The following is an 18983-nucleotide window of genomic DNA, read 5'->3' as shown; positions in this document are numbered from 1 at the left end:
CCAGTCGAGACGGCGTGCGTACCGACACGCGTGAGCCGAAGTTGGTCGGTCCCGTCCCGCGTCTCGCCGTTCGCGAAAACGAAGTAAACGCCCCGCTCGGGCCAATCCACGTGTCCGGTACAGTCCTCGAGCCGTCGCTTGCCACCGACCTTCGCTTCGAGACGGTCGAAGAGCTCGTAGAGCCGATCGAGGTCCGAAGCGCGCGACATACGACCTCGTTCCGTGGTGACACGTAAATCGGCGCGGTTTCTCGGAAAAACAGCGTCGCGACTAGAACCCGATCCGTTCGCCGTCCTCCGGCACGAGCACGTCCTCGGTCGCCGCCCGCAGCTCCTCGCGCGAGAGCAGACAGTGGTTGATCGCCTCCATGTGGACCACGGCGACGGCGGCGTCGGTGGCCTCGCGCACGGCCGCGACGTCGTTCACTCCCATCGTGATCGGCTCGCCCTGGTTGAACCGCGCCGCGCCCCCGTTGAGGACGACCGCGTCGGGGGCGAACCGCGCGAGCGTCTCCGCGACCGGCTCGTACCAGACCGTGTCGCCGGCGAGGTACAGCGTCTCCTCGCCCTCGAAGACGAACCCGGAGACCGGTCCCATCTGCTCGGCCAGTCCCCCGTGCCCGTGACGGCCGGGCGTCCGGTGGAGCGTGACGCCCTCGAACGACGCCTCGTCCGCGACGGGTCGCACGTTGGTAAACCCGTCCTCCGCGAATGCGTCCGCCTCCGCGGGCTGACAGTACAGCGGCACGTCCGCGTCGAGTCGCTCTCTCGCCGCGTCGTCGAAGTGGTCCGGGTGCCGGTGGGTGACGACCACCGCGTCGTGCGACAGGTCGACGTCGGGCATGGGGACGAGCGGGTTGTCCCGGTCGTTCGGAGTGTTATCGATCGGCGGCAGCGCGCCCTGCTCGGCGAACAGCGGGTCGACGAGGAACGTCGTCCCGCCGACGGTCGCGAGGAGCGTGGCGTTGCGGACCAGCGTGACGTCGAGGCCGGCGGCTGTCGACATACCGCTCCTTCGGCGACTGGCGGGTTGTGGTTTGCGCCCCGAATTCACTGTCGACTCGGACCGAACCGAGCCGGACCGCCGACGGTTCGAGAGCGTCCGCGGACGCCCAGCCCGCGCCCGCCGCATACATTTATTCCACCGCGCCCTGTCGTGTCCGGCAGCATGTACCCGGAGCCCGCGGCGGAGCGCCTCGGTGCGCGTCGAGCGAGCGCAGGTGTCGGTGCGGCCGCGAACCGAGGGGTTGACGCGGCCGGTCTCGACGACGACCGCGCGCCGACCACCGAAGCGCGATGAGCGGAGCCGCGGGATCCGAGGCGAGCCCTGACGGACCCGAGGGCCGCGAGGGCGCGGACACCGCGGACACGATGCGCGAGCGCGCCGGCGAGAACCGCGCGAAGCTCTGGCTGCTGTTGCGCGCGAACCGCCTCGTCGTCGCGGGCGTCCTGACGCTCGCCGTCTTCGTCGCGTTCGTCGCCGCGGCGACCGTCTTCTCGCCGTCGCTCGCCGAGAAGGTCGGATCGAGCGACCCGATCGAGACGCTGTTCGCCTCGATGATCACGGCGATCGTCACCGGCGCGACGCTCGTCGTCACGATCGGCCAGCTCGTGCTCACGCAGGAGAACGGCCCGCTCGGGGACCAGCAGGAGCGGATGGACGACACGCTCGCGGTCCGCGACTCCGTCTCGGCGCTCACCGGTGAGCCCGCCCCGACCGATCCGGCCGCCTTCCTCGACGCGCTCCTCGCGGCCGCGACGGGACGCGCTCGCGCCCTCCGGGAGTCGGTCCGCGAACGCGCCGACGAGAGCGACGCCGACGGGAGCGACGGCAACGAGAGCGACCCCGATGAGACGGGCGTCGCGGCGGACATCGACGAGTTCGCCGCGGGGGTCGTCGGCAACGCTGACGCCGTGCGCGGCCGACTCGACGGGGCCGAGTTCGGCTCCTTCGACGTGGTGTTCGCCGCCCTCGACTTCGACTACGGCCGGAAGCTCGGCCGGATCGAGCGCCTCGCCGACGAGCACGGCGACGCCCTCACCGACGAGGAGCGCGACCGACTCGACGGGCTCCGGGAGGCGCTGTCGCTGTTCGGTCCCGCCCGCGAGCACGTGAAGACGCTGTACTTCCAGTGGGCGCTGATCGACCTCTCGCGGCTCATCCTCTACGCCGCGGTCCCGGCGCTGGTCGTCGCGGGGGCGATGGTGACGGTCGTCGACGCCGGCACGTTCTCGGGGAGCACGCTCGGGGTCGCGCACGTGACGCTCGCCGTCGGGGGCGCGTTCGCGGTCACCCTGCTCCCGTTCTCGCTGTTCGTCGCGTACGTGCTTCGGGTCCTCACCCTCGCGAAGCGCACGCTCGCCATCGGACCGCTGGTCCTCCGGGACTCGGAGTGAAAGGCGCCGTCGCTGTTCGGGAGTTCAGTGTCGCCCGCAACACTAACGACCGGTCTCATCTCCGGCGGCGTGCCGCGTCGACCGGGAAACCCTCGTGGCGGGCGGTCGCCTGCGCGGCGACGGGCGGGTCGCGTCAGCGACCGGTGTAACGCGCCTGGGTTCTCCGCGCTGTCATCGCTCCCATCGGGGAGTACTCGGGCGGGGACTGATGGCGCGCGGCGGGACGTACCGCCCCGAACGGCTTAACGCTCCTGCTCCGCGAGCGGCCCCGCGCGGTCTTCGCACCCGGATCGATTCGGGCGGCGACGCGCCGCGACCGGCGGTATCGACGCCTATCCGAACGCACTTACGTCCCTGCCACGGACCCACGCGCAATGTCTGTACGAGTCGGCATCCTCGGCGCGACCGGCGCGGTCGGCCAGCGGTTCATCCAGTTGCTCGACGACCACCCGACCTTCGAGCTCGCCGCGGTCACCGCGAGCGCGGAGAGCGCGGGGAAGAGCTACCGCGAGGCCGCCAAGTGGCGCGTCGACACGCCCATCCCCGACGACGTCGCCGGGATGGAGGTCGCCGAGACGACCCCCGCCGGCGTCGCCGGCGACGACGTCGACCTCCTCTTCTCGTCGCTCCCATCCGGGGTCGCGGCCGAGGTCGAACCCGCCTTCCTCGAGGAGGGCTACGTCGTCTCCTCGAACTCCTCGAACGACCGCATGGCCGCGGACGTGCCGCTCACGATCCCAGAGATCAACCCGGACCACCTCGGCCTCATCGAGGTCCAGCGCGACGAGCGGGGCTGGGACGGGGCGCTCGTGAAGAACCCCAACTGCTCGACGATCACGATGGTCCCCACCCTGGCCGCGGTCGACGAGTTCGGCTTGGAGAGCGTCCGCGTCTCGACGCTCCAGGCGGTCTCGGGGGCCGGCTACTCCGGCGTCACCTCGATGGAGATCCTCGACAACGCAATCCCGCACATCGGCGGCGAGGAGGACAAGATGGAGACGGAGTCGCGCAAGCTGCTCGGCGACTTCGACGGCGCGGAAGTCGCCCTCCACGACGCCGACGTGGCCGCCTCCTGTAACCGAATCCCCACGCTCGACGGCCACCTTGAGAACGTCTTCGCCGAGTTCGCCGAGGACCCCTCGCCGGCGGACCTCCGCGAGGCGATGCGCTCGTTCGAGGGCGTCGGCGACCTCCCCAGCTCGCCCGACCAGCTGATCAAAGTGTTCGGCGACGACGAGCCCGAGCGCCCGCAGCCCCGCCTCGACCGCACGTACGCGGACGGGATGGGAATCGTCGCCGGCGGCGTCCAGACGACCGACGCCGGCGCGAAGTACAACTGCCTCGCGCACAACACGATCCGCGGCGCGGCCGGCGCCTCGCTGCTCAACGGCGAACTGCTCGTCGAGGAAGGCTACGTCTGAAGCGGGGGCGACCGCGACGAACCGCGCCGGACCCCGACCGTCACGCACATTATCCTCCGCGTTGCGCTCACCGCTACCATGACAGAGACGACCCGCTCCCTCCGCCGAGGCGTCGCTCTGATCCTCGTCCCGCTGTCCGGTGCGACGACGCTCCCCGCGTTCGTCGAGTCCGCGCTCCCCGGGGTCTCCGACGCCGTCGGGGTCGCCCTCTTCGTCGCCGCCGTCGCCTACCTCGTCGCCAGCGTCGGCAGGCAGGTGGCCGTGGCGGCCGACACGCCGCTGTGACCCGCTCTCGAACGGCACCGAACACCAGAGACGGTCGGACTGCGAGCCCCAGCCCACCGAAGCGTTCAACCGACCGCCGCGAGTGTCTCCGAACATGGTGGACAGAGACGTCGTCCGCCGCGGGTACGACGACCTCGCATCGACGTACGCGGCCGACCGCGTCGAGGACGGCCGCGGCCGAGCCGTCCTCGATCGGTTCCAGGCGTCGCTGCCGCCGGACGCGCGCGTCCTCGACGCCGGCTGCGGGCAGGGGACGCCCGTCCTCCGAGCGCTGAGCGAGGCCGCGACCGCCGTCGGCGTCGACCTCTCCCGCACGCAGCTGACGCTGGCCGACGAGAACGCTCCCGCGGCGTCGCTCGCGCAAGGTGACGTGGTCGCGCTTCCGTTCCGCGACGGCGCCTTCGACGCGGTGACGGCCTACCACTCGCTGATCCACGTTCCGGAGGGGGAACACCAGACCGCCGTCGACGAGTTCGCTCGCGTGCTCGGCGAGGGCGGCAGACTCCTCTGCTCCGAGGGGCCGGAACCGTGGCACGGGGAGAACCCCGACTGGCTCGACACCGGCGTCGAGATGCAGTGGCACATCGCGGGCGCCGAGGCGACCCGGCGACACCTCCGGAACGCCGGCTTCGTCGTCGAACGCGAGTCGACGGTCGACGACTCGCTCGCCGACGGGGACGACGCGCGCTGGACGTTCTTCGCCGCGCGACTCACGGAGTGAGCCGCCCGGGTCGCCCCGTTACTTCCCTTCGAATTCGGGCTCGCCGTCGCCCATGAACGCCGTGACGCCCTCGATGAGGTCGTCGGTGTTCATCACGTGGCCGAAGCCCATCGCCTCGACCTCGAGGCCGGCCTCGTTGTCGGTGCGGCCGGCGTGGATGGCGCGCTTCGTGTACTTCTGGGCGATCGGCGGGCCGCCCGCGAGCTGCTCGGCCAGCTCCTGCGCCCGCTCGTCGAGCTCGTCGCCCGGCACGACCTCGTTGACGAAGCCGTAGTCGGCCATCGTCTCGGCGTCGTAGCGGTCGGCGGTGAGGATGATCTCCTTCGCGCGCCCCTCGCCGACGACCCGGGCGAGCCGCTGCGTGCCGCCCCACCCCGGGAGGAGGCCGAGGTCGAGCTCCGGCTGGCCGAGCTCGGAGCGCTCGGAGGCGATCCGCATGTCCGCCGCCGTCGCGAGCTCCATCCCGCCGCCGAGGCAGTAGCCGTCGATGGCGGCGATCACGGGCTTGTCCGACTCCTCGAACTTCCCGAACGTCTGCTGGCCCTGTCGGGAGAGCTCGACGGCGTGGATCGGGTCCGCGCCGCCCGCGGCCATGCTCTGGACGTCCGCGCCGGCGGAGAAGGCGCGGTCGCCCGCGCCGGAGAGCAGGATCGCCCGCACGTCGTCGTCGCCGTCGAGCAGGTCGATCGCGTCGGCGAGCTCGTCGAGCACGTCGCCGCTGATCGTGTTCATCCGGTGCGGACGGTCGATCTCGACGTGCCCGACTCGCGCGTCGGCGTCGACGTCGACGTTCAGAACCTCGAACGTGGGCCCGCCCTCCGCGTCGCCGGCGTCGCCCCCGCCATCGCCCCGGAACCCGCCGGACGCGGCGGCCTCGCGCAGGTAATCGGTCGCCTCGTAGCGCGCCTCGCCGGTCTCCTCGGCGAGCGCGTCGAGCGTCTCGACGAGGGCGTCGAGCCCCTCCTCGTCGGCCAGCTTCGCCGGGCCGTCGGGGAAGCCGGCGCCGAGCTTGACCGCCTCGTCGACGTCGTCGGCGTCGGCCACGTCGTTGCCGATCAGGCCGGCCGTCTCGTTGGCCATCACCGCGAGCAGGCGGCGGCGCACGTCGTCGTCGAGCGCGTCGCTCGGGATCTGCGCGCCGTCGCCGTCCTCGTAGTCGTAGAATCCCTTGCCGGTCTTCTTGCCGAGGTCCTCCGCCTCGACCTTCTCGCCGAGCAGCGGGCAGGGGCGATAGGCGTCGCCGAGGACCTCGTGCATGTACTCTAACACGTGGTAGCCAACGTCGATGCCGACCTGGTCGGCGAGCTCGAACGAGCCCATCGGCAGGCCCATGTCGAACTTCGTCGTCGAGTCGACCGCCTCCATCGTCGCGTCGCCGGACTCGACGATCCACGCCGCCTCGTTCATCAGCGGGACGAGGATGCGGTTGACGATGAAGCCGGGGCTGTCCTTCCGGACCCGGACGGGCGTCTTCCCCATCGACTCCGCGAGCCCCTCGATCAGTTCGAGCGTCTCCTCGCTCGTGTGCTTCCCGGAGATGACCTCGACGAGGTCCATCCGCACCGGCGGGTTGAAGAAGTGCATCCCGCAGAAGCGCTCGGGGCGGTCGGTGACCTCCGACAGCTCGGTGATAGAGAGGCTGGAGGTGTTGGTGACGAAGACGGCCTCGTCGGGCGCGTGCGCGACGACGTCGTCGTACACGTCCTTCTTGATCGCCATCTTCTCCGGGACGACCTCGACGACGACGTCGGCGCCGTCGAGCGCGTCCTCGAGTTCGACGAACGCGTCGACGCGGTCGAGCGCGGCGTCCGCCTCGTCGTCACCGATCCGGTCCTTCTCGGCGAGCTTCCCGAGCGACCACTCGATCTGGTCGTACCCCTTCTGGACGAGCTCCTCGTTGATGTCGCGGAGGGACACGTCGTAGCCGGCGAGCGCGGCCACTTCCGCGATGCCGTGGCCCATGTTTCCGGCACCGAGCACCGTCACGCGCTGGACGTCTTCGAGCTTCATACCTGAGAGTCGGAACCGTCATGGTTGAACGTTTTCATCTTCCAAACGTAAAACGAACTGTAAGTTTATCGGCGCGGTCCGGCGCTCCCGGCGGCGGGCGTGGGAGGCGACGCGACCGGATCCTACTCGTGCCTGCGGCCCTCAGACGGCGACATGGACGACGGAGTCGACGGCGCCGCCGAGTCGCCCGGGGCCGAGACGCCCGCGGACGCGACCGATCCGGTCGCGGCGACGCTGCGCGAGGACCCGACGATGGCGACGCTGGTCGACCGGCACGGCCCCCTCGACGTCGCGCCCGCTGACGACGAGTTCGCGCGGCTCTGTACCTCGATCGTGAACCAGCAGCTCTCGACCGCCTCCGCGGCGGCCATCCACGAGCGGTTCGTGGGCGTGTTGGGCGGCGACCCGACGCCGGACCGCGTCCTCGCGGCCGACGAGGCGGCCCTGCGCGAGGCCGGGCTCAGCGGCACGAAGGTCGACTACCTGCGCAACGTCGCCGCCGCGTTCCGCGACGACGAGCGCGACTTCACTCGAGAAGGGCTGGCGGGCGCGAGCGACGAGGCGGTCGTCGACCGGCTCACCGAGATCACGGGCGTCGGCGAGTGGACCGCGCGGATGTACCTCATCTTCGCGCTCGGGCGCGAGGACGTGCTCCCGCTCGGCGACCTCGCGGTTCGAAAGGGGATCGAGCGGGTGTACAACGGCGGCGAGTCGCTGTCGCGCGCGGAGATGCTGGAGATCGGCGAGGCGTGGCGGCCGTACCGGAGCTACGGGACGCGGTACGTCTGGGCGGAGTACGAGTCCTGACCGCGCTCGCTCGGGGAGAAGGTGGTCCGGGTTGGTTCCGGATCGGAGTCGCGGGTTACTGGTTCCGGGTGGGCGCTTTGAGGCTACCGGTTCCGGCTCGGCGGCTCCGGCTCGGGGTCGGCGGGCGGCGCCGGCTCCCCGCTCGCCGCGTCCTCGCGGTACAGTCGGAGGAGCTCCTCTAAGAGGACGGCGTGGCGGTCGCCCGGCACGTACTGGTGGTCGATGAAGTCCTCGGCGTCGCTGAAGTTCCCGCGGAGCGCGAGCTTCCGGACGAACGCCACGGAGTCGAAGAACGGCGGCCCGTCCGCGTCGGCGTCGCCGCCGAGCTCCCGCTCCGCGTCTGGGATCACCTCCGCCTCGATCGCGTCGTAGTCGATCGTCTGCGGGTCGTACTCGTCGAGCGTCCGGGAGAGCACGTAGTCGGCGGAGAAGCGGTAGAACTCCGATTTGCTCTCGAACTGCCCCTCCTCGACGAGCGATTCGATCTCCTCGACGACCGGCTCCGGAAACCGAACCGTGCTCTTCACCATGTGTCCTGTCCTCGACAGCCTCGCTCTTATACTTTTGTCAGACGCCTGCGAGTCCCGATCCGCCGGCGTCGAACCGTTCTACTCCTCTTCTTCGAGGATCTCGCCCGCCTCGCGCTCGGTCTCGTCGGTGTCGGCGCGCCGCCGCACGTCCACCCGGTAGTCGGTGAGGATGTCGCGGCCGAGCAGCAGCGGGTACTCCATGTGGCCGCGGTCCTCGACGCTCGCGGTGACGGTGTGCTGGTTGCCGCCGATGCCGATGACGAGGTCGACGACCGGGCGCGCCTTCCCGCCCTTCACGCTGCCCGACTTGACGCGCGTCATGCTCTTGATCGGGCCGGCGCCGATCTCGGCGGCCAGCTGGGTGTCGATGCTCGTCCGGGTCGCGCCCGTGTCCGACTTCGCGAGCGCCTGCGTCGAGCCGGAGGTGCCGGTGACGACGACCTCCTCGATGTAGCCGATGTCGGGCTGCTCGGTCGGGCTCGGCTTCGGGGCCGGGGCGCAGGACGGCCGCGAGTCGTCGAGCGTCGCGGCGACGCGCTCGACCGCGTCGTCGTCGACCTCGCCGCCGACCGTCTCGATCGCCAGCTTCGCGATGTGCGGGGCCGGGCTGGTGCCGGTCGCCTCGAACAGCCCCTTGAACCCGGCCGTGGGGTTCACCTCGAGGACGTACCAGCCGTCGTACCCCTCGACGAGGTCGACGCCGGCGTAGTCGAGGTCCATCACCTCGGCCGCGTAGAGGGCCGTGTCGGCGGCTTCCTGCGGCATGTCGTCCGTGGCGTCCTCCACCGCGCCGCCCAGCGCGACGTTGGTGCGCCAGTCGCCCTCGGGCGCGTAGCGGTACATCGAGCCGACGATCTCGTCGCCCACGATGTACACCCGCAGGTCGCGGTGCTTCTCGTCGTCGCGGTCGATGAGCTTCTGGAGGAACGCCTGCCGGTTGCCGACCTTCGGGTTCACGCGCTCGGTGAGGTCGACCTTCCACGTCCCGCCGCCGTGGGTCCCGATCGCGGTCTTGTACACGCCCACGTCGCCGAAGCGCTCGCGGCCCTCGTTGAGGCGGTCGTTCGACAGCGCGAGCAGCGCGTCGGGCACGCGGATGTTCCAGTCGGCGAGCGTCGCGGCCGTGGCGAACTTGTGGATCGACGCCAGCACCGCGTTCGGCTCGTTCAGCATCGGTCGGATGCGCTCGAACGTCGCCGCCAGCCCGAGCAGCTCCGCGGGCTGGTCGGTGTTCGACAGGAGCAGCCGGTTCGCGATCACGTCGACCGCGGGCTCGACGGCGACGTCGCCGTCCTCGACGCTGACCGCCGCGTTCTCCTCGCGGAGCCACACGGGTTCGTGGCCGAGGTCCTCGACGGCGTTACAGATCGCCTTCGTCTCCTTGCTGTTGTGTAGCGACAGCACTCCCACCCGAACCGAGTCCGAACTCATACGTGTCCCTGCGCGGGCCGACCTAAAAGACGCGCCGATCGGTTCTGCCCCGTGGGACCGCGGGTCCGCGGGTCGCCATATATATACCCGCCGCCGCGCTGCGGTGAGGCATGAGCGACGACCGGGCGTTCACGTACAACGGCGGGGCGGTGCCGCCCGGCGAAACGCAGAACATCCGCTACGGGATCAGCGAGACGTACCTCGGCGACCCCGTCCGGATCCCGGTCACCATCGTCAACGGGGAGCGCGACGGGCCGACCGCCTTCCTCACCGCGGCGGCCCACGGCGACGAGCTCAACGGGATCGAGGTCGTCCGCGAGGTCGCCCACGAGTGGGACCTCGCCGACCTCGCCGGAACGCTAGTCTGTCTCCCCGTCCTCAACGTCCCCGGTTTCATCGCCCAGCAGCGGTACCTCCCCGTCTACGACCGCGACCTGAACCGGTCGTTCCCGGGCAAACCCGGATCGACCAGTTCGAAGCGGATGGCCCACCAGATCTACGAGAACTTCATCGCGCCCTGTGACTTCGGGCTCGACTTCCACACCTCCACGCGCGGCCGGACGAACATGCTCCACGTCCGCGCCGACATGACCGACGAGGCGGTCCACCGGCTCGCGCTGGCGTTCGGCTCCAAGGTGGTCATCGACAGCGACGGACCGAGCGGCACCCTCCGCGGCGAGGCGACCGCCGCCGACATCCCCACGATCACGATCGAGATGGGAGAGGCCCACCGCTTCCAGCGCCCGCTGATCGACGACGCGCTCGCCGGCGTCCGATCCGTCTTCGCGGAGTACGGCCTCTTAGCGACCGACACGGTGCGCTGGCCCGGCTGGCGCACCATCGTCGCCGGTACGGGCGAGAAGACGTGGCTGCGCGCCGACTCCGGCGGCATCGTCGACACCCACTTCGAGAGCGGCTCGCTCGTCCGCGAGGGCGACCGCATCGCGACGATCACCAACCCGTTCAAGGAGGACGCGGTCGCGGTGGAGGCCCCCTTCACCGGGCTCCTGATCGGCCTGCTGGAGAACCCGGTGGTCTACCCCGGGAACCCGCTCTGTCACCTCGTCGAGATCGGGGAGCCGACCCGCCGCGCGATCGAAGCGGGCGACGCGCCCGAGCCGGTGGGGCAGCCGACGCCCGCGCAGACGGCCGAGGAGTGAGGTCGCAGCCCGGCGGGTTGCCGTCGCTGCCGCCGTCATGACTCCGTCTCGTCACTCGCCGCCGAGCCGCCCCCGCAGCGCGACCGCGGCCCCGGCGACGACCGCGAGGAAGCCGACGAGGAACGCGATCGGCTGGACGAGGACCCGCTGGACGACGACGGCGTTCGACTCCCGCTCGACGGTCCGGGTCCAGAGCTCGTACCGCCCGCCGTCGCGCTCGACGATCAGCAGCCCGTCCCCGAGCGTCGGGTCCGTCGGGTACGAGAGCGAGTCGACCTGCTCGTCGGGGTCTTCGACGCCGAACCCGCCCTCCGGCGCGTCGCGGGCGCGGTCGAACGCCGCGCGGGCAGCCGGGTCGAGGTCGTCGTACGCGACGACGGCGTCGGAGGCGTTCGTCCCGCCGGCCGCGGGCGACTCGAACCCGGCGACCGACCCCTCGCTCACCGGCTGGACCGTGTGCGTGTAGGCGGGGTCTGGCTCGCCGACCGCCACCGGGAGGAAGAGCGGGTTCGCCATCAGGCAGACGCCGAGCGCGACGAGCCCGGCGGCCGCGAGCGGGGTGCGCATACGCCGCGTTCGGCGGGGCGGGAGTTGAGGCTTTCCGACCCTCGCGTCACCGGCCGACCGTTCCCTCTCGCTTCACCGCCCGATCGTCCCCTGCCGCGTCACCGGCGCGTCGGGGTCGATCAGGAACGCCACGACGGTCGCCCCCCCGTCGCCGGCGGTGACGGTCGGCGGCGCGCCGTCGCCGGTCCAGAGGGCGCTCTCCGTCTCCGAGAGCGCGGCGTCGCCGACCTCGACCGACCCCTCGAAGACGTACACGTAGGCGTCTCGACCCCCGATATCGGGGAGCGTCGCGGCCGCGCCGGCGTCGAGACGGAGGTCGTAGCAGTCGACCGTGTTGCGCACGGTAAACGGGTGGTCCGACCCCGCGGGCGCGAACACGCGACGCCACTCGTTCGGCTCGGGGTCCGGGAGCGGACCGTGCTGGATCCCGGGCTCTAACCCGAGGTCGTGCGGGCGGACGAATATCTGGAGCATCCGCAGCGGCGGGTCGTCGGCGAGCGTCTCCTCGGCGTGCCAGAAGCCCGACCCGGCGTTCATCACGAGGAGGTGTTCGGCGTCCGTGACGAGTTCGTTCCCCTCGCGGTCGTCGTGGCGCATCACGCCCGCCGGCACCCACGAGACGATCTCCTCGTCGCGGTGCTGGTGCATCCGGATCAGCGTGTCGGGGTCCATGAACGACTCGACGACCGTCGAGAGCGGGCCGTACCCGTGGTCGTCGTGGTCCGGGAGGTTCCGCCCGGGGAAGTTGAATCGCGTGCGGAACTTGCCCTGATCTCGAAAGACCTCGGAGCGGGGCGCGGGGAAGAGGTCGCGGTCGGCGGCGGCGGTGGAATCCATTACCGCCCGGTAACCCGCTCGCCGCAAAAAGCCGTCCGGTGGGGGCAGGCGGGCGGTCGGTGGCGGCGACGCCCTCTTACTCCCGGCGCCCCTGATTCCGGTATCGTGACGACCGTCCTCTCGGACCGCGACCGGCGCAAGCGAGACGACCGCCCCGACGGGACGTTCTACGCCGACCCGCGGTTCGTCACCCACGCCGACGACGCGTTCCTCGACCGGCTGACCGCGCTGTACGCGTCGGTGACCGAGCCCGGCGACCGCGTCCTCGACGCGATGAGCAGCTGGGTCTCGCACCTGCCGGACACCGACTACGAGCGCGTCGTCGGCCACGGGCTCAACGAGGCCGAACTGGCCGAGAACGACCGGCTCGACGAGTACGTCGTGCGCAACTTCAACCGAGATCAGTCGCTCCCGTTCGCCGACGACTCCTTCGACGCGGTCGGCTGTGCGCTGTCGGTCCAGTACCTCCAGTACCCCGGTCCCGTCTTCGCCGAGTTCGCCCGGGTCCTCGCGGCCGGCGGGACGGTCGTCGTCAGCTTCTCGAACCGGATGTTCCCCACGAAGGCCGTCCGCGCGTGGCGGGCCGCCTCGATGGACGAGCGCGCCGACCTCGTCGAACGCTACCTCGCGGCCGGCGGGTTCGACGTGACGGACCGGATCGCGGAGCGCCCGGGCGGGGACCCCTTCTACGCCGTGGTCGGAACGCTCCCGTGACGCCGCGCCGCGTCGCGGCCGTCCTCGTTGACCTCGCGCTCGCCCTGGCGCTCGGCGCGGTCGCGCGGCTCGCGCACGTGCTGTGGTACCGCGCCTTCGAGACGAGCGTCGCCGTCGACCTCGGCGGGTCGGTCGCTCTCGGGGTCGTGCTCGCCGCCGGTCACGTCCTCGTCGCCTCCGGCGACCGCGTCCTCGCCGCGGCGGAGCGGCGGCCCGACTCGCGGGCGTGGGGGCCGCGGTCCGTCGCCGCCGCCGGCGCGGCTGGCGTCGCGCTCCACGTCTCGATCGCGCCCGCGTTCACGCCGTTCTCGCTCGAACCGCCCGGCGTCAACGCGGTGCTCGCGGCCGGCGGGGTCGCGGTCGGGCTCTGGTCGGTCGCGATCCGGCGGGCGGCGCGGTTGAGCGCGTAGTCGCCCGGAACGACGTCTGTCAGTCCGCGGCCGCCGGGTCCGTCGAGCGCAGCCCGGAGCCGCTCGGCGGCCGGAGGACGAACACCGCCAGCCCCGCGGCGACCGCCAGCGCGCCGCCGAGGGCGAACGTCGGCGTCCAGCCGAGCGTCGCGACGAGGTACCCCGCGACGGTGCCGGAGAAGACGCCGCCGCCGACCTTCGCGGTGTACAGGACCGCGTAGTTGCCCGAGGAGTTGGCCGCGCCGTAGTAGTCGGCCAGCATCGACGGGAAGAACACGTACAGCGGCGAGGAGAAGAACATCGCGCCGAGGACGAACGCGACGAAGACCGCCCCGTTGCCCGCCTCGCCGGCGGCCACGAGGCCGATCCGGAACAGCCCGGCGAGGAGGAACGAGCCGGCCATCACGCGCTTGCGGTCGAACCGGTCGGTCGCCTCGCCGAGGATCAGCCGCGAGACCCCCGCGGCGATCGGGAGGAGCGTCGCCGACAGCGTCGCGATCAGCGCCGCGAGCCCGAAGTTCTCCGCGAACCGGACCACGTTGGCGATGACGAGGAGGTCCGCGCTCGCCATCGCGATGAACATCGCGTAAAGCAGCCAGAACTGCCACGTCGAGAGCATCTCGCGCGTCGAGTAGTTCCGCCCGCGGATCGAGGCGGCGAGCCCCTCCTCGTCGCCGTCGTCGTCGCCGGAGCGGTCCAGCCAGTCCGTCGGCGGGTCCCGGAGGAGGAACGACCCGACGAGCGTCACGACGAGGATGCCGATCCCGATGTTGCGGAGCACGGCGCTGTACGCCGCCGCGGAGTCGTTCGCCCGCACGTACGGGACGACGAGGGCGCTCCCGGCCGCGAACGCCATCGTCCCGACGCCGGTCGTCAGCCCCGTGCGGTCCGGGAACCACTTGACCGCGGTGTTGACCGCGACCGTGTAGACGATGCCGACGCCGATCGCGCCCAGCGAGTACAGCACGTACAGCTGCCAGAGGCTCGTCGCGTACGCGAGCCCGATGTACCCCCCGCCCGCGAGCAGCGCCGCGAGGAAGGTGAGCGCGCCCGGCCCCCGGCTGTCGCGCCACTTGCCCGCGGGGAACTGCGAGAGCGACTGGAACACGACGTAAAACGAGAACACCGCGCCCAAGGCGGGCAGCGCGATGTCGAGGCTCTCCGAGAGCGCCGGCGAGATGGACGACCAGACGTACTGGTACGGGCTCACCGCGGCCATCATCCCGGCCGCGGCGGCGATCTGCCACCAGCGCGAGAAGCCGAGGGTGTCGGCCGCGCGCGCGGCGTAGTCCATCCCCCCGGTCGACTCGTCGCCCGCGGCGTCGTCGTCCGCCCCGCCGTCAGCCATCGTCCCCGTCCGTCGATCGCGTGGTGGTGGTCGGTGTCATGTCGTGTCTCTCGGACCGCGACGCCGGAATCGCCGGTCGCGTTCGTACCGGTACTGTCTGGAGTGACCGATTAAAACGCGTCGTTGGAGGCGAGCGGATCGTGGCGACCGCCGAGGCCGCCGACGCGGCGTCGACGCCCCGGTCGTGATCGTCGCTCCGGACGACGACTGATCGGGCCCTCTCTCCGGGTCGTCGCCCAGGATAGGGTCTCCGCTCTCCCGCCGCACGCGACCGGTTAAGTGGTCCCGGCCCCAACGGTCGGTGTGACAGACGTAGGCATCGTCGGCGCGGGCGCGGGGGCGGCCGCGGCGGCGTTCGTCATCGACAGGACCGTGCCCGACGCGGACGTGACCGTGTTAGAGAAGTCGGGCGGGCTCTGCGGGCGCGCGGCGACCCGCCGCCACGACGACCTCACGTACGACTACGGGGCGAACTACCTGAAGAGCGACGACGACCGCGTCGTCGAGCTGATCACCGAGACGCTCGACGACGAGGGGCTCGTCGAGGTGACGGAGCCGGTGTACACCTTCGACGTCGACGAGACGGTGTCGCCGGGCCGCGACGCCGACGACCACAAGTGGAGCTACCGGCGGGGGCTCACCCAGATCGCGAAGCGCCTGTTCGGTCGCACCGACGCGACCGTCCACCGGCGGACCCGCGTCGAGACGGTCCGGCGGACGCGCCCCGAGGACCGGTGGGAGCTCGACGACGCGGACGGCGAGACCCACGGCCCGTTCGACGTCCTCCTCCTGAATCCGCCGGCGCCGCAGACGGCGGAGCTCCTCCGGACGGCCGAGTGGGACGACCCGCTCCGCGAGACGCTCGTCGAGGCGGTCGGCGACGTCGCGTACGGCAGCGTCTGGACCGCGGTGTTGCGCTACCCGTTCGCGCTCGACGTGCCGTACTACGCCCTCGTCAACACCGACAAGGAGCACCCGGTCGGCTGGATCTCGCGCGAGGAGTGTAAGGCCGGGCACGTCCCCGACGGCGAGACGCTGCTCGTCGTCCAGGCGAGCGGCGCGTGGTCGACCGAGCACTACGACGACGACCCCGCCGAGAACGTCGCCGCGCTCGCTGACCACGCCGCCGACGTCGTCGGCGACGAGCGGCTGGCCGACCCCGCGTGGACGGACCACCAGGGGTGGCGCTACGCGCTCCCCGACGAGGGCGTCGATAGCGGCCCCGTCGACTCGGCGCGCGACGAAGGGCTCTACCTGCTCGGCGACTGGGTCGCCGGCGAGGCGCGGCTCCACGCCGCCCTCGCGAACGGCCTCGACGTGGGCGAGCGCGTGGCGTACGGGCTGTAAGGAGAGAGTGCGGCGGCGTCGCGTCCGATCCCGGCGTCGCCGCTGTGCGAACGAGCTTTTTCGAAAAGCGGTTCTGCGAGCCGCCGGCCCGCGGCCGGGCGGTCAGTTCTTCGTGATGCGGTACTCGACGGTCCCCAGGCCGGGGAGCGTGAGCGTCTGGACGCGGCCGTCGCGCCGGCGCAGGGTCCGCAGGACGGACCGCGACAGGACGGCGAGCGCGACGGTCCCGGTCAGCAGCGCGACGGTCGCGACGGGGTAGGCGAACGCGACGAACGGGGCGAGGACGAGCGCGAGGAACACGAGCGTCCCCAGCGGCGAGCGGCTGCCCGGGGGCGAGTCGGAGCCGATGGGGCGATGAGCCTCCGCCGGCGTGATGGAGCCTTGGTACATATCTCACCGTACGCACTCCGACGACTAAAACCTTTCACTTTCCAAATAGGTTTTGAGAAACGATACCATGGAACACGCCCGTAAACCATCCGAAACGGTCGTTCATGCGGTGTAAGGCGTACCATGGTACTCGTTGGTACACTTCTCAACTATCTGTAAATTGGCGGCACGGACTGCCGCGAGATCCGCTGTCACGGGAACGTGTCAGTCCCGACGAGCGCTCGCGAGACCGGCGGGAGCACCGCGCTCGCACGGCGGTGCGGACCGCGTTCGCCGGTGCTTTTATTTCGCTCCGACCGATCCCGTACATACGGACAGACACGATGACACTCGATACCCCCACCACCGATTCAGCGACCGTCGTCGGATCGCCGGAGCGCGGGCGCGTGCTCGCCGGCCTCGCCGACGGCACCGTAGAGACGGTCGCGGACCTGCGCGTCCGCGGGCGGGCCGACGAGATCGCCGCCGAGCTCCGCGAGACGCATCTCCCGGCGCTGGAGGAGGCGGGCTACATCGAGTGGGACCGCGAGGCCGGCACCATCGAGCCCGGGCCGAACTTCGAGGAGGCGGCGAGTCACGTCGCCGACCTCCCGATGCCGGACGTCGAGCCCTCCGACGACTGACCGCCGCGGACGGTCCGGCGCGGGACCGACCCCGTAGCCGACCGCCGCGGACGCGGCCCGAGACGTTTATCATTCGGCGCGGGCGACACCCGACAGCGATGGCCGAACCGATCCTGAAGTGGGCCGGCGGGAAGCGGCAGCTGCTCGACGAGCTGTACGCCCGCTTCCCGGCGGAGTTCGGCCGGTACCACGAGCCGTTCGTCGGCGGCGGGGCCGTCTTCTTCGACCTGGAACCGCCCCGCGCCACGATCAACGACGCGAACCCGCGGCTCGTGAACTTCTACGAGCAGGTCCGCGACCGCCCCGACGAGCTGATCGCCCGGCTCGCGTCGTTCGACGACCCCGAGAGCGACCCGGACCCGGCCCTCCCGTACGCCGAGGAGACGGCGCGCGGGCGGGAGGTGGACGCCTACTACTACCAGCAGCGCGCGCGGTTCAACCGCCGGCCGTACGAGGGCGAGTTCGACCCGCTCGAGGAGGCGGCGCTGCTGTGCTACCTCAACCGGACCTGTTACAACGGGCTCTACCGCGAGAACGCGGACGGCGGTTTCAACGTCCCGATCGGTCGGTACGCCGACCCCGACTGGGTCCAGCGCGAGCGCGTCCGCCGGGCGAGCGACCTCCTCGCCGACGCCGAGGTCCGCCGAGGCGACTTCGCGTACGTCCTCGACGCCGCCGAGGCTGGCGATCTGGTCTACTTCGACCCCCCGTACGAGCCGATGAGCGCGACGGCGAACTTCAACGAGTACAGCGCGTCGGGGTTCGACCGCGAGGACCAGCGCCGCCTGCTCGACGTCGCGGCCGAACTCGACGACGCCGGCGTCTGGGTCGTGCTCTCGAACAGCGGCGTGATGTACGACGCGTACGCCGACGCGGGCTTCCGCGTCGACCGCGAGGACGCGACCCGGGCGATCAACAGCGACGCCGACGGCCGCGACGCGGTCGACGAGATCGTCGCGACGAACGTCCCGCCCGCCGAGCGCCGGGAGGCAGATCAGCGGGAGCTCACCCGGTACTGAGGGCGGCGCGATCCGACGCCCCCGGGTTCGCTACGCGCCCGGACCGATTCCGACCGCGACGAGCCCCCACCCGACCGTCGTCGCGGCCGCCAGCGCGACCATCGTCGCCACCGCGGGCAGCGGCTCGTCACACCGCGTGAAGCGCCGATAGCCGGGGACGAGTCCGATCAGCGGGAGCAGCGTCGCCCCGGTCACGACCGGCGGGACCACCCGCCCGGCGAGCGCCACGGTCACGACCGCGGCGGCCGCGCCACCGACCCCGTACGCGACCCGCAGCCGCCGGGAGGACCAGCGCGTGGCGAGCGTCCGCTTTCCGACCGCGGCGTCCGCTCGCCGGTCGGGCCACGTCGTCTCCAGGAGGTTCACGAACACCACGACGCCGAACGGGAGCGTCGCGAGCGCGGCGGGGAGCGTGACCTCGCCCGCGACGACCGCGAACCCGTACAGCGGGAGCGCGACGCCGCCGAGGAGCGCGTTTGTCGGCGCTCCGAGCCCGTTCCACGCGAGGCGGAGCGGCCCGACCGAGTACTGCCAGCCGGCGACGAGGATCCCCGCGAGGAGCGTTGCGGCCGTCAGGGGGAAGACGGGCTCGCCTGTGAGTCCGGTTCTTTCGCTCGCGATCCCGAATCCGACGAGTCCGACCCCGAGCCCGCCGGTGACGATCCCGGCGCGCAGCGCGAGTCCCCGCGGGAGCCCCGTGTCGACCAACGCGCCGCTCCCGCCGGAGAACGGGGTGCGGTCGGTCAGCGCGTCGGTCTCGATGTCGGCGTACTCGTTCGCGTAGTGGACGCTCGCCGCGACCGGCAACAGCGCGACCAGTCCGAACCAGACCCGCGGCGCGACTGTCGTCCCGCCGTGGCCGCGGCCGTACGCCATCGCGACGCCGAGCGCGTACACGAGGGCTATCAGCGCGAGCTGCGACGGTCGCGAGAGCCGCCAGAGCGCGGCGGGGACGCGCCGGTCCATC

The 18983-nt window shown here is 71.5% G+C and carries 20 protein-coding genes and 1 pseudogene; 11 read left to right on the top strand and 10 right to left on the bottom strand.

Features of this window, described 5'->3' with window-relative positions; translation table 11 throughout:
- Together Q0116_RS06860 and Q0116_RS06855 are read right to left on the bottom strand one after the other, a co-directional pair.
- A pseudogene (locus tag Q0116_RS06860) lies at nucleotides 1–209 on the bottom strand (hypothetical protein); the annotation flags it as partial.
- Nucleotides 210–270: 61 nt separating this feature from the next.
- Complete coding sequence (locus Q0116_RS06855) at nucleotides 271–1005, bottom strand: MBL fold metallo-hydrolase (RefSeq protein WP_297886590.1); 735 nt, start codon at nucleotides 1003–1005, stop codon at nucleotides 271–273.
- Nucleotides 1006–1295: 290 nt separating this feature from the next.
- Between Q0116_RS06855 and Q0116_RS06850 the strand changes: the two genes are divergently transcribed.
- From Q0116_RS06850 to Q0116_RS06835, 4 genes are all read left to right on the top strand, one after another.
- A complete protein-coding gene (locus Q0116_RS06850) occupies nucleotides 1296–2396 on the top strand; it encodes a hypothetical protein (protein WP_297886589.1) in 1101 nt (366 codons plus the stop codon).
- 374 nt (nucleotides 2397–2770) lie between these two features.
- Nucleotides 2771–3817, top strand: a complete 1047-nt coding sequence (gene asd, locus Q0116_RS06845; RefSeq protein WP_297886588.1) for an aspartate-semialdehyde dehydrogenase — start codon at nucleotides 2771–2773, stop codon at nucleotides 3815–3817.
- Between the two features lie 78 nt (nucleotides 3818–3895).
- Nucleotides 3896–4102, top strand: coding sequence for a hypothetical protein (locus tag Q0116_RS06840; RefSeq protein ID WP_297886587.1), 207 nt, complete (start codon nucleotides 3896–3898; stop codon nucleotides 4100–4102).
- A 94-nt stretch (nucleotides 4103–4196) separates the two neighbouring features.
- Entirely contained in the window at nucleotides 4197–4823 is a 627-nt protein-coding gene (locus Q0116_RS06835) for a class I SAM-dependent methyltransferase (RefSeq protein WP_297886586.1), read from the top strand.
- Nucleotides 4824–4841: 18 nt separating this feature from the next.
- Here Q0116_RS06835 and Q0116_RS06830 read toward each other — a convergent pair whose 3' ends face one another.
- The gene (locus tag Q0116_RS06830; protein ID WP_297886585.1) at nucleotides 4842–6833 is read right to left on the bottom strand and encodes a 3-hydroxyacyl-CoA dehydrogenase/enoyl-CoA hydratase family protein; all 1992 of its coding nucleotides are present in this window, start codon (nucleotides 6831–6833) and stop codon (nucleotides 4842–4844) included.
- A gap of 252 nt (nucleotides 6834–7085) precedes the next feature.
- Here Q0116_RS06830 and Q0116_RS06825 point away from each other — a divergent pair, with 252 nt between their 5' ends.
- Entirely contained in the window at nucleotides 7086–7640 is a 555-nt protein-coding gene (locus Q0116_RS06825) for a DNA-3-methyladenine glycosylase (RefSeq protein WP_297886591.1), read from the top strand.
- A gap of 83 nt (nucleotides 7641–7723) precedes the next feature.
- On the opposite strand, the gene Q0116_RS06820 is transcribed toward Q0116_RS06825, so the two are convergent.
- The gene (locus Q0116_RS06820; RefSeq protein ID WP_297886584.1) at nucleotides 7724–8170 is read right to left on the bottom strand and encodes a hypothetical protein; all 447 of its coding nucleotides are present in this window, start codon (nucleotides 8168–8170) and stop codon (nucleotides 7724–7726) included.
- Between the two features lie 78 nt (nucleotides 8171–8248).
- On the bottom strand, nucleotides 8249–9601 hold the full coding sequence (locus Q0116_RS06815; RefSeq protein ID WP_297886583.1) for a RimK/LysX family protein: 1353 nt from the start codon (nucleotides 9599–9601) through the stop codon (nucleotides 8249–8251).
- Between the two features lie 110 nt (nucleotides 9602–9711).
- On the opposite strand from Q0116_RS06815, the gene Q0116_RS06810 reads away from it, so the two are divergent.
- Entirely contained in the window at nucleotides 9712–10761 is a 1050-nt protein-coding gene (locus tag Q0116_RS06810) for a succinylglutamate desuccinylase/aspartoacylase family protein (RefSeq protein ID WP_297886582.1), read from the top strand.
- Nucleotides 10762–10812: 51 nt separating this feature from the next.
- Here the strand turns inward: Q0116_RS06810 and Q0116_RS06805 are convergent, their stop codons facing one another.
- A complete protein-coding gene (locus Q0116_RS06805; RefSeq protein ID WP_297886581.1) occupies nucleotides 10813–11328 on the bottom strand; it encodes a hypothetical protein in 516 nt (171 codons plus the stop codon).
- A 72-nt stretch (nucleotides 11329–11400) separates the two neighbouring features.
- The gene (locus tag Q0116_RS06800) at nucleotides 11401–12165 is read right to left on the bottom strand and encodes a pirin family protein (RefSeq protein ID WP_297886580.1); all 765 of its coding nucleotides are present in this window, start codon (nucleotides 12163–12165) and stop codon (nucleotides 11401–11403) included.
- A gap of 105 nt (nucleotides 12166–12270) precedes the next feature.
- Here Q0116_RS06800 and Q0116_RS06795 point away from each other — a divergent pair, with 105 nt between their 5' ends.
- Both Q0116_RS06795 and Q0116_RS06790 read left to right on the top strand, forming a co-directional pair.
- Nucleotides 12271–12879, top strand: a complete 609-nt coding sequence (locus Q0116_RS06795) for a class I SAM-dependent methyltransferase (protein ID WP_297886579.1) — start codon at nucleotides 12271–12273, stop codon at nucleotides 12877–12879.
- Nucleotides 12876–13289: a hypothetical protein gene (locus Q0116_RS06790; protein WP_297886578.1), complete on the top strand. Its 414-nt coding sequence runs from the start codon at nucleotides 12876–12878 to the stop codon at nucleotides 13287–13289. Before Q0116_RS06795 ends, Q0116_RS06790 begins: the two co-directional genes overlap by 4 nt.
- A gap of 19 nt (nucleotides 13290–13308) precedes the next feature.
- Here the strand turns inward: Q0116_RS06790 and Q0116_RS06785 are convergent, their stop codons facing one another.
- Complete coding sequence (locus tag Q0116_RS06785) at nucleotides 13309–14637, bottom strand: OFA family MFS transporter (RefSeq protein ID WP_297886577.1); 1329 nt, start codon at nucleotides 14635–14637, stop codon at nucleotides 13309–13311.
- Between the two features lie 303 nt (nucleotides 14638–14940).
- Here Q0116_RS06785 and Q0116_RS06780 point away from each other — a divergent pair, with 303 nt between their 5' ends.
- Nucleotides 14941–15984, top strand: a complete 1044-nt coding sequence (locus tag Q0116_RS06780; protein WP_297886576.1) for an NAD(P)/FAD-dependent oxidoreductase — start codon at nucleotides 14941–14943, stop codon at nucleotides 15982–15984.
- Nucleotides 15985–16086: 102 nt separating this feature from the next.
- Here Q0116_RS06780 and Q0116_RS06775 read toward each other — a convergent pair whose 3' ends face one another.
- Entirely contained in the window at nucleotides 16087–16374 is a 288-nt protein-coding gene (locus Q0116_RS06775) for a hypothetical protein (RefSeq protein WP_297886575.1), read from the bottom strand.
- 323 nt (nucleotides 16375–16697) lie between these two features.
- Here Q0116_RS06775 and Q0116_RS06770 point away from each other — a divergent pair, with 323 nt between their 5' ends.
- Together Q0116_RS06770 and Q0116_RS06765 are read left to right on the top strand one after the other, a co-directional pair.
- A complete protein-coding gene (locus tag Q0116_RS06770; protein WP_297886574.1) occupies nucleotides 16698–16997 on the top strand; it encodes a hypothetical protein in 300 nt (99 codons plus the stop codon).
- A 98-nt stretch (nucleotides 16998–17095) separates the two neighbouring features.
- Nucleotides 17096–18016 (top strand): DNA adenine methylase, encoded by a 921-nt coding sequence (locus tag Q0116_RS06765; RefSeq protein ID WP_297886573.1) that lies wholly within the window; start codon nucleotides 17096–17098, stop codon nucleotides 18014–18016.
- A gap of 30 nt (nucleotides 18017–18046) precedes the next feature.
- Here the strand turns inward: Q0116_RS06765 and Q0116_RS06760 are convergent, their stop codons facing one another.
- Nucleotides 18047–18982, bottom strand: coding sequence for a prenyltransferase (locus Q0116_RS06760; protein ID WP_297886572.1), 936 nt, complete (start codon nucleotides 18980–18982; stop codon nucleotides 18047–18049).
- Nucleotide 18983: the final 1 nt, after the last annotated feature.

This window comes from uncultured Halorubrum sp., assembly GCF_937146585.1.
Lineage (GTDB): Archaea > Halobacteriota > Halobacteria > Halobacteriales > Haloferacaceae > Halorubrum > Halorubrum miltondacostae.
The sequence above is the reverse complement of the archived record's forward strand: the minus strand, read 5'-3'. Positions and strand labels throughout refer to the sequence as shown.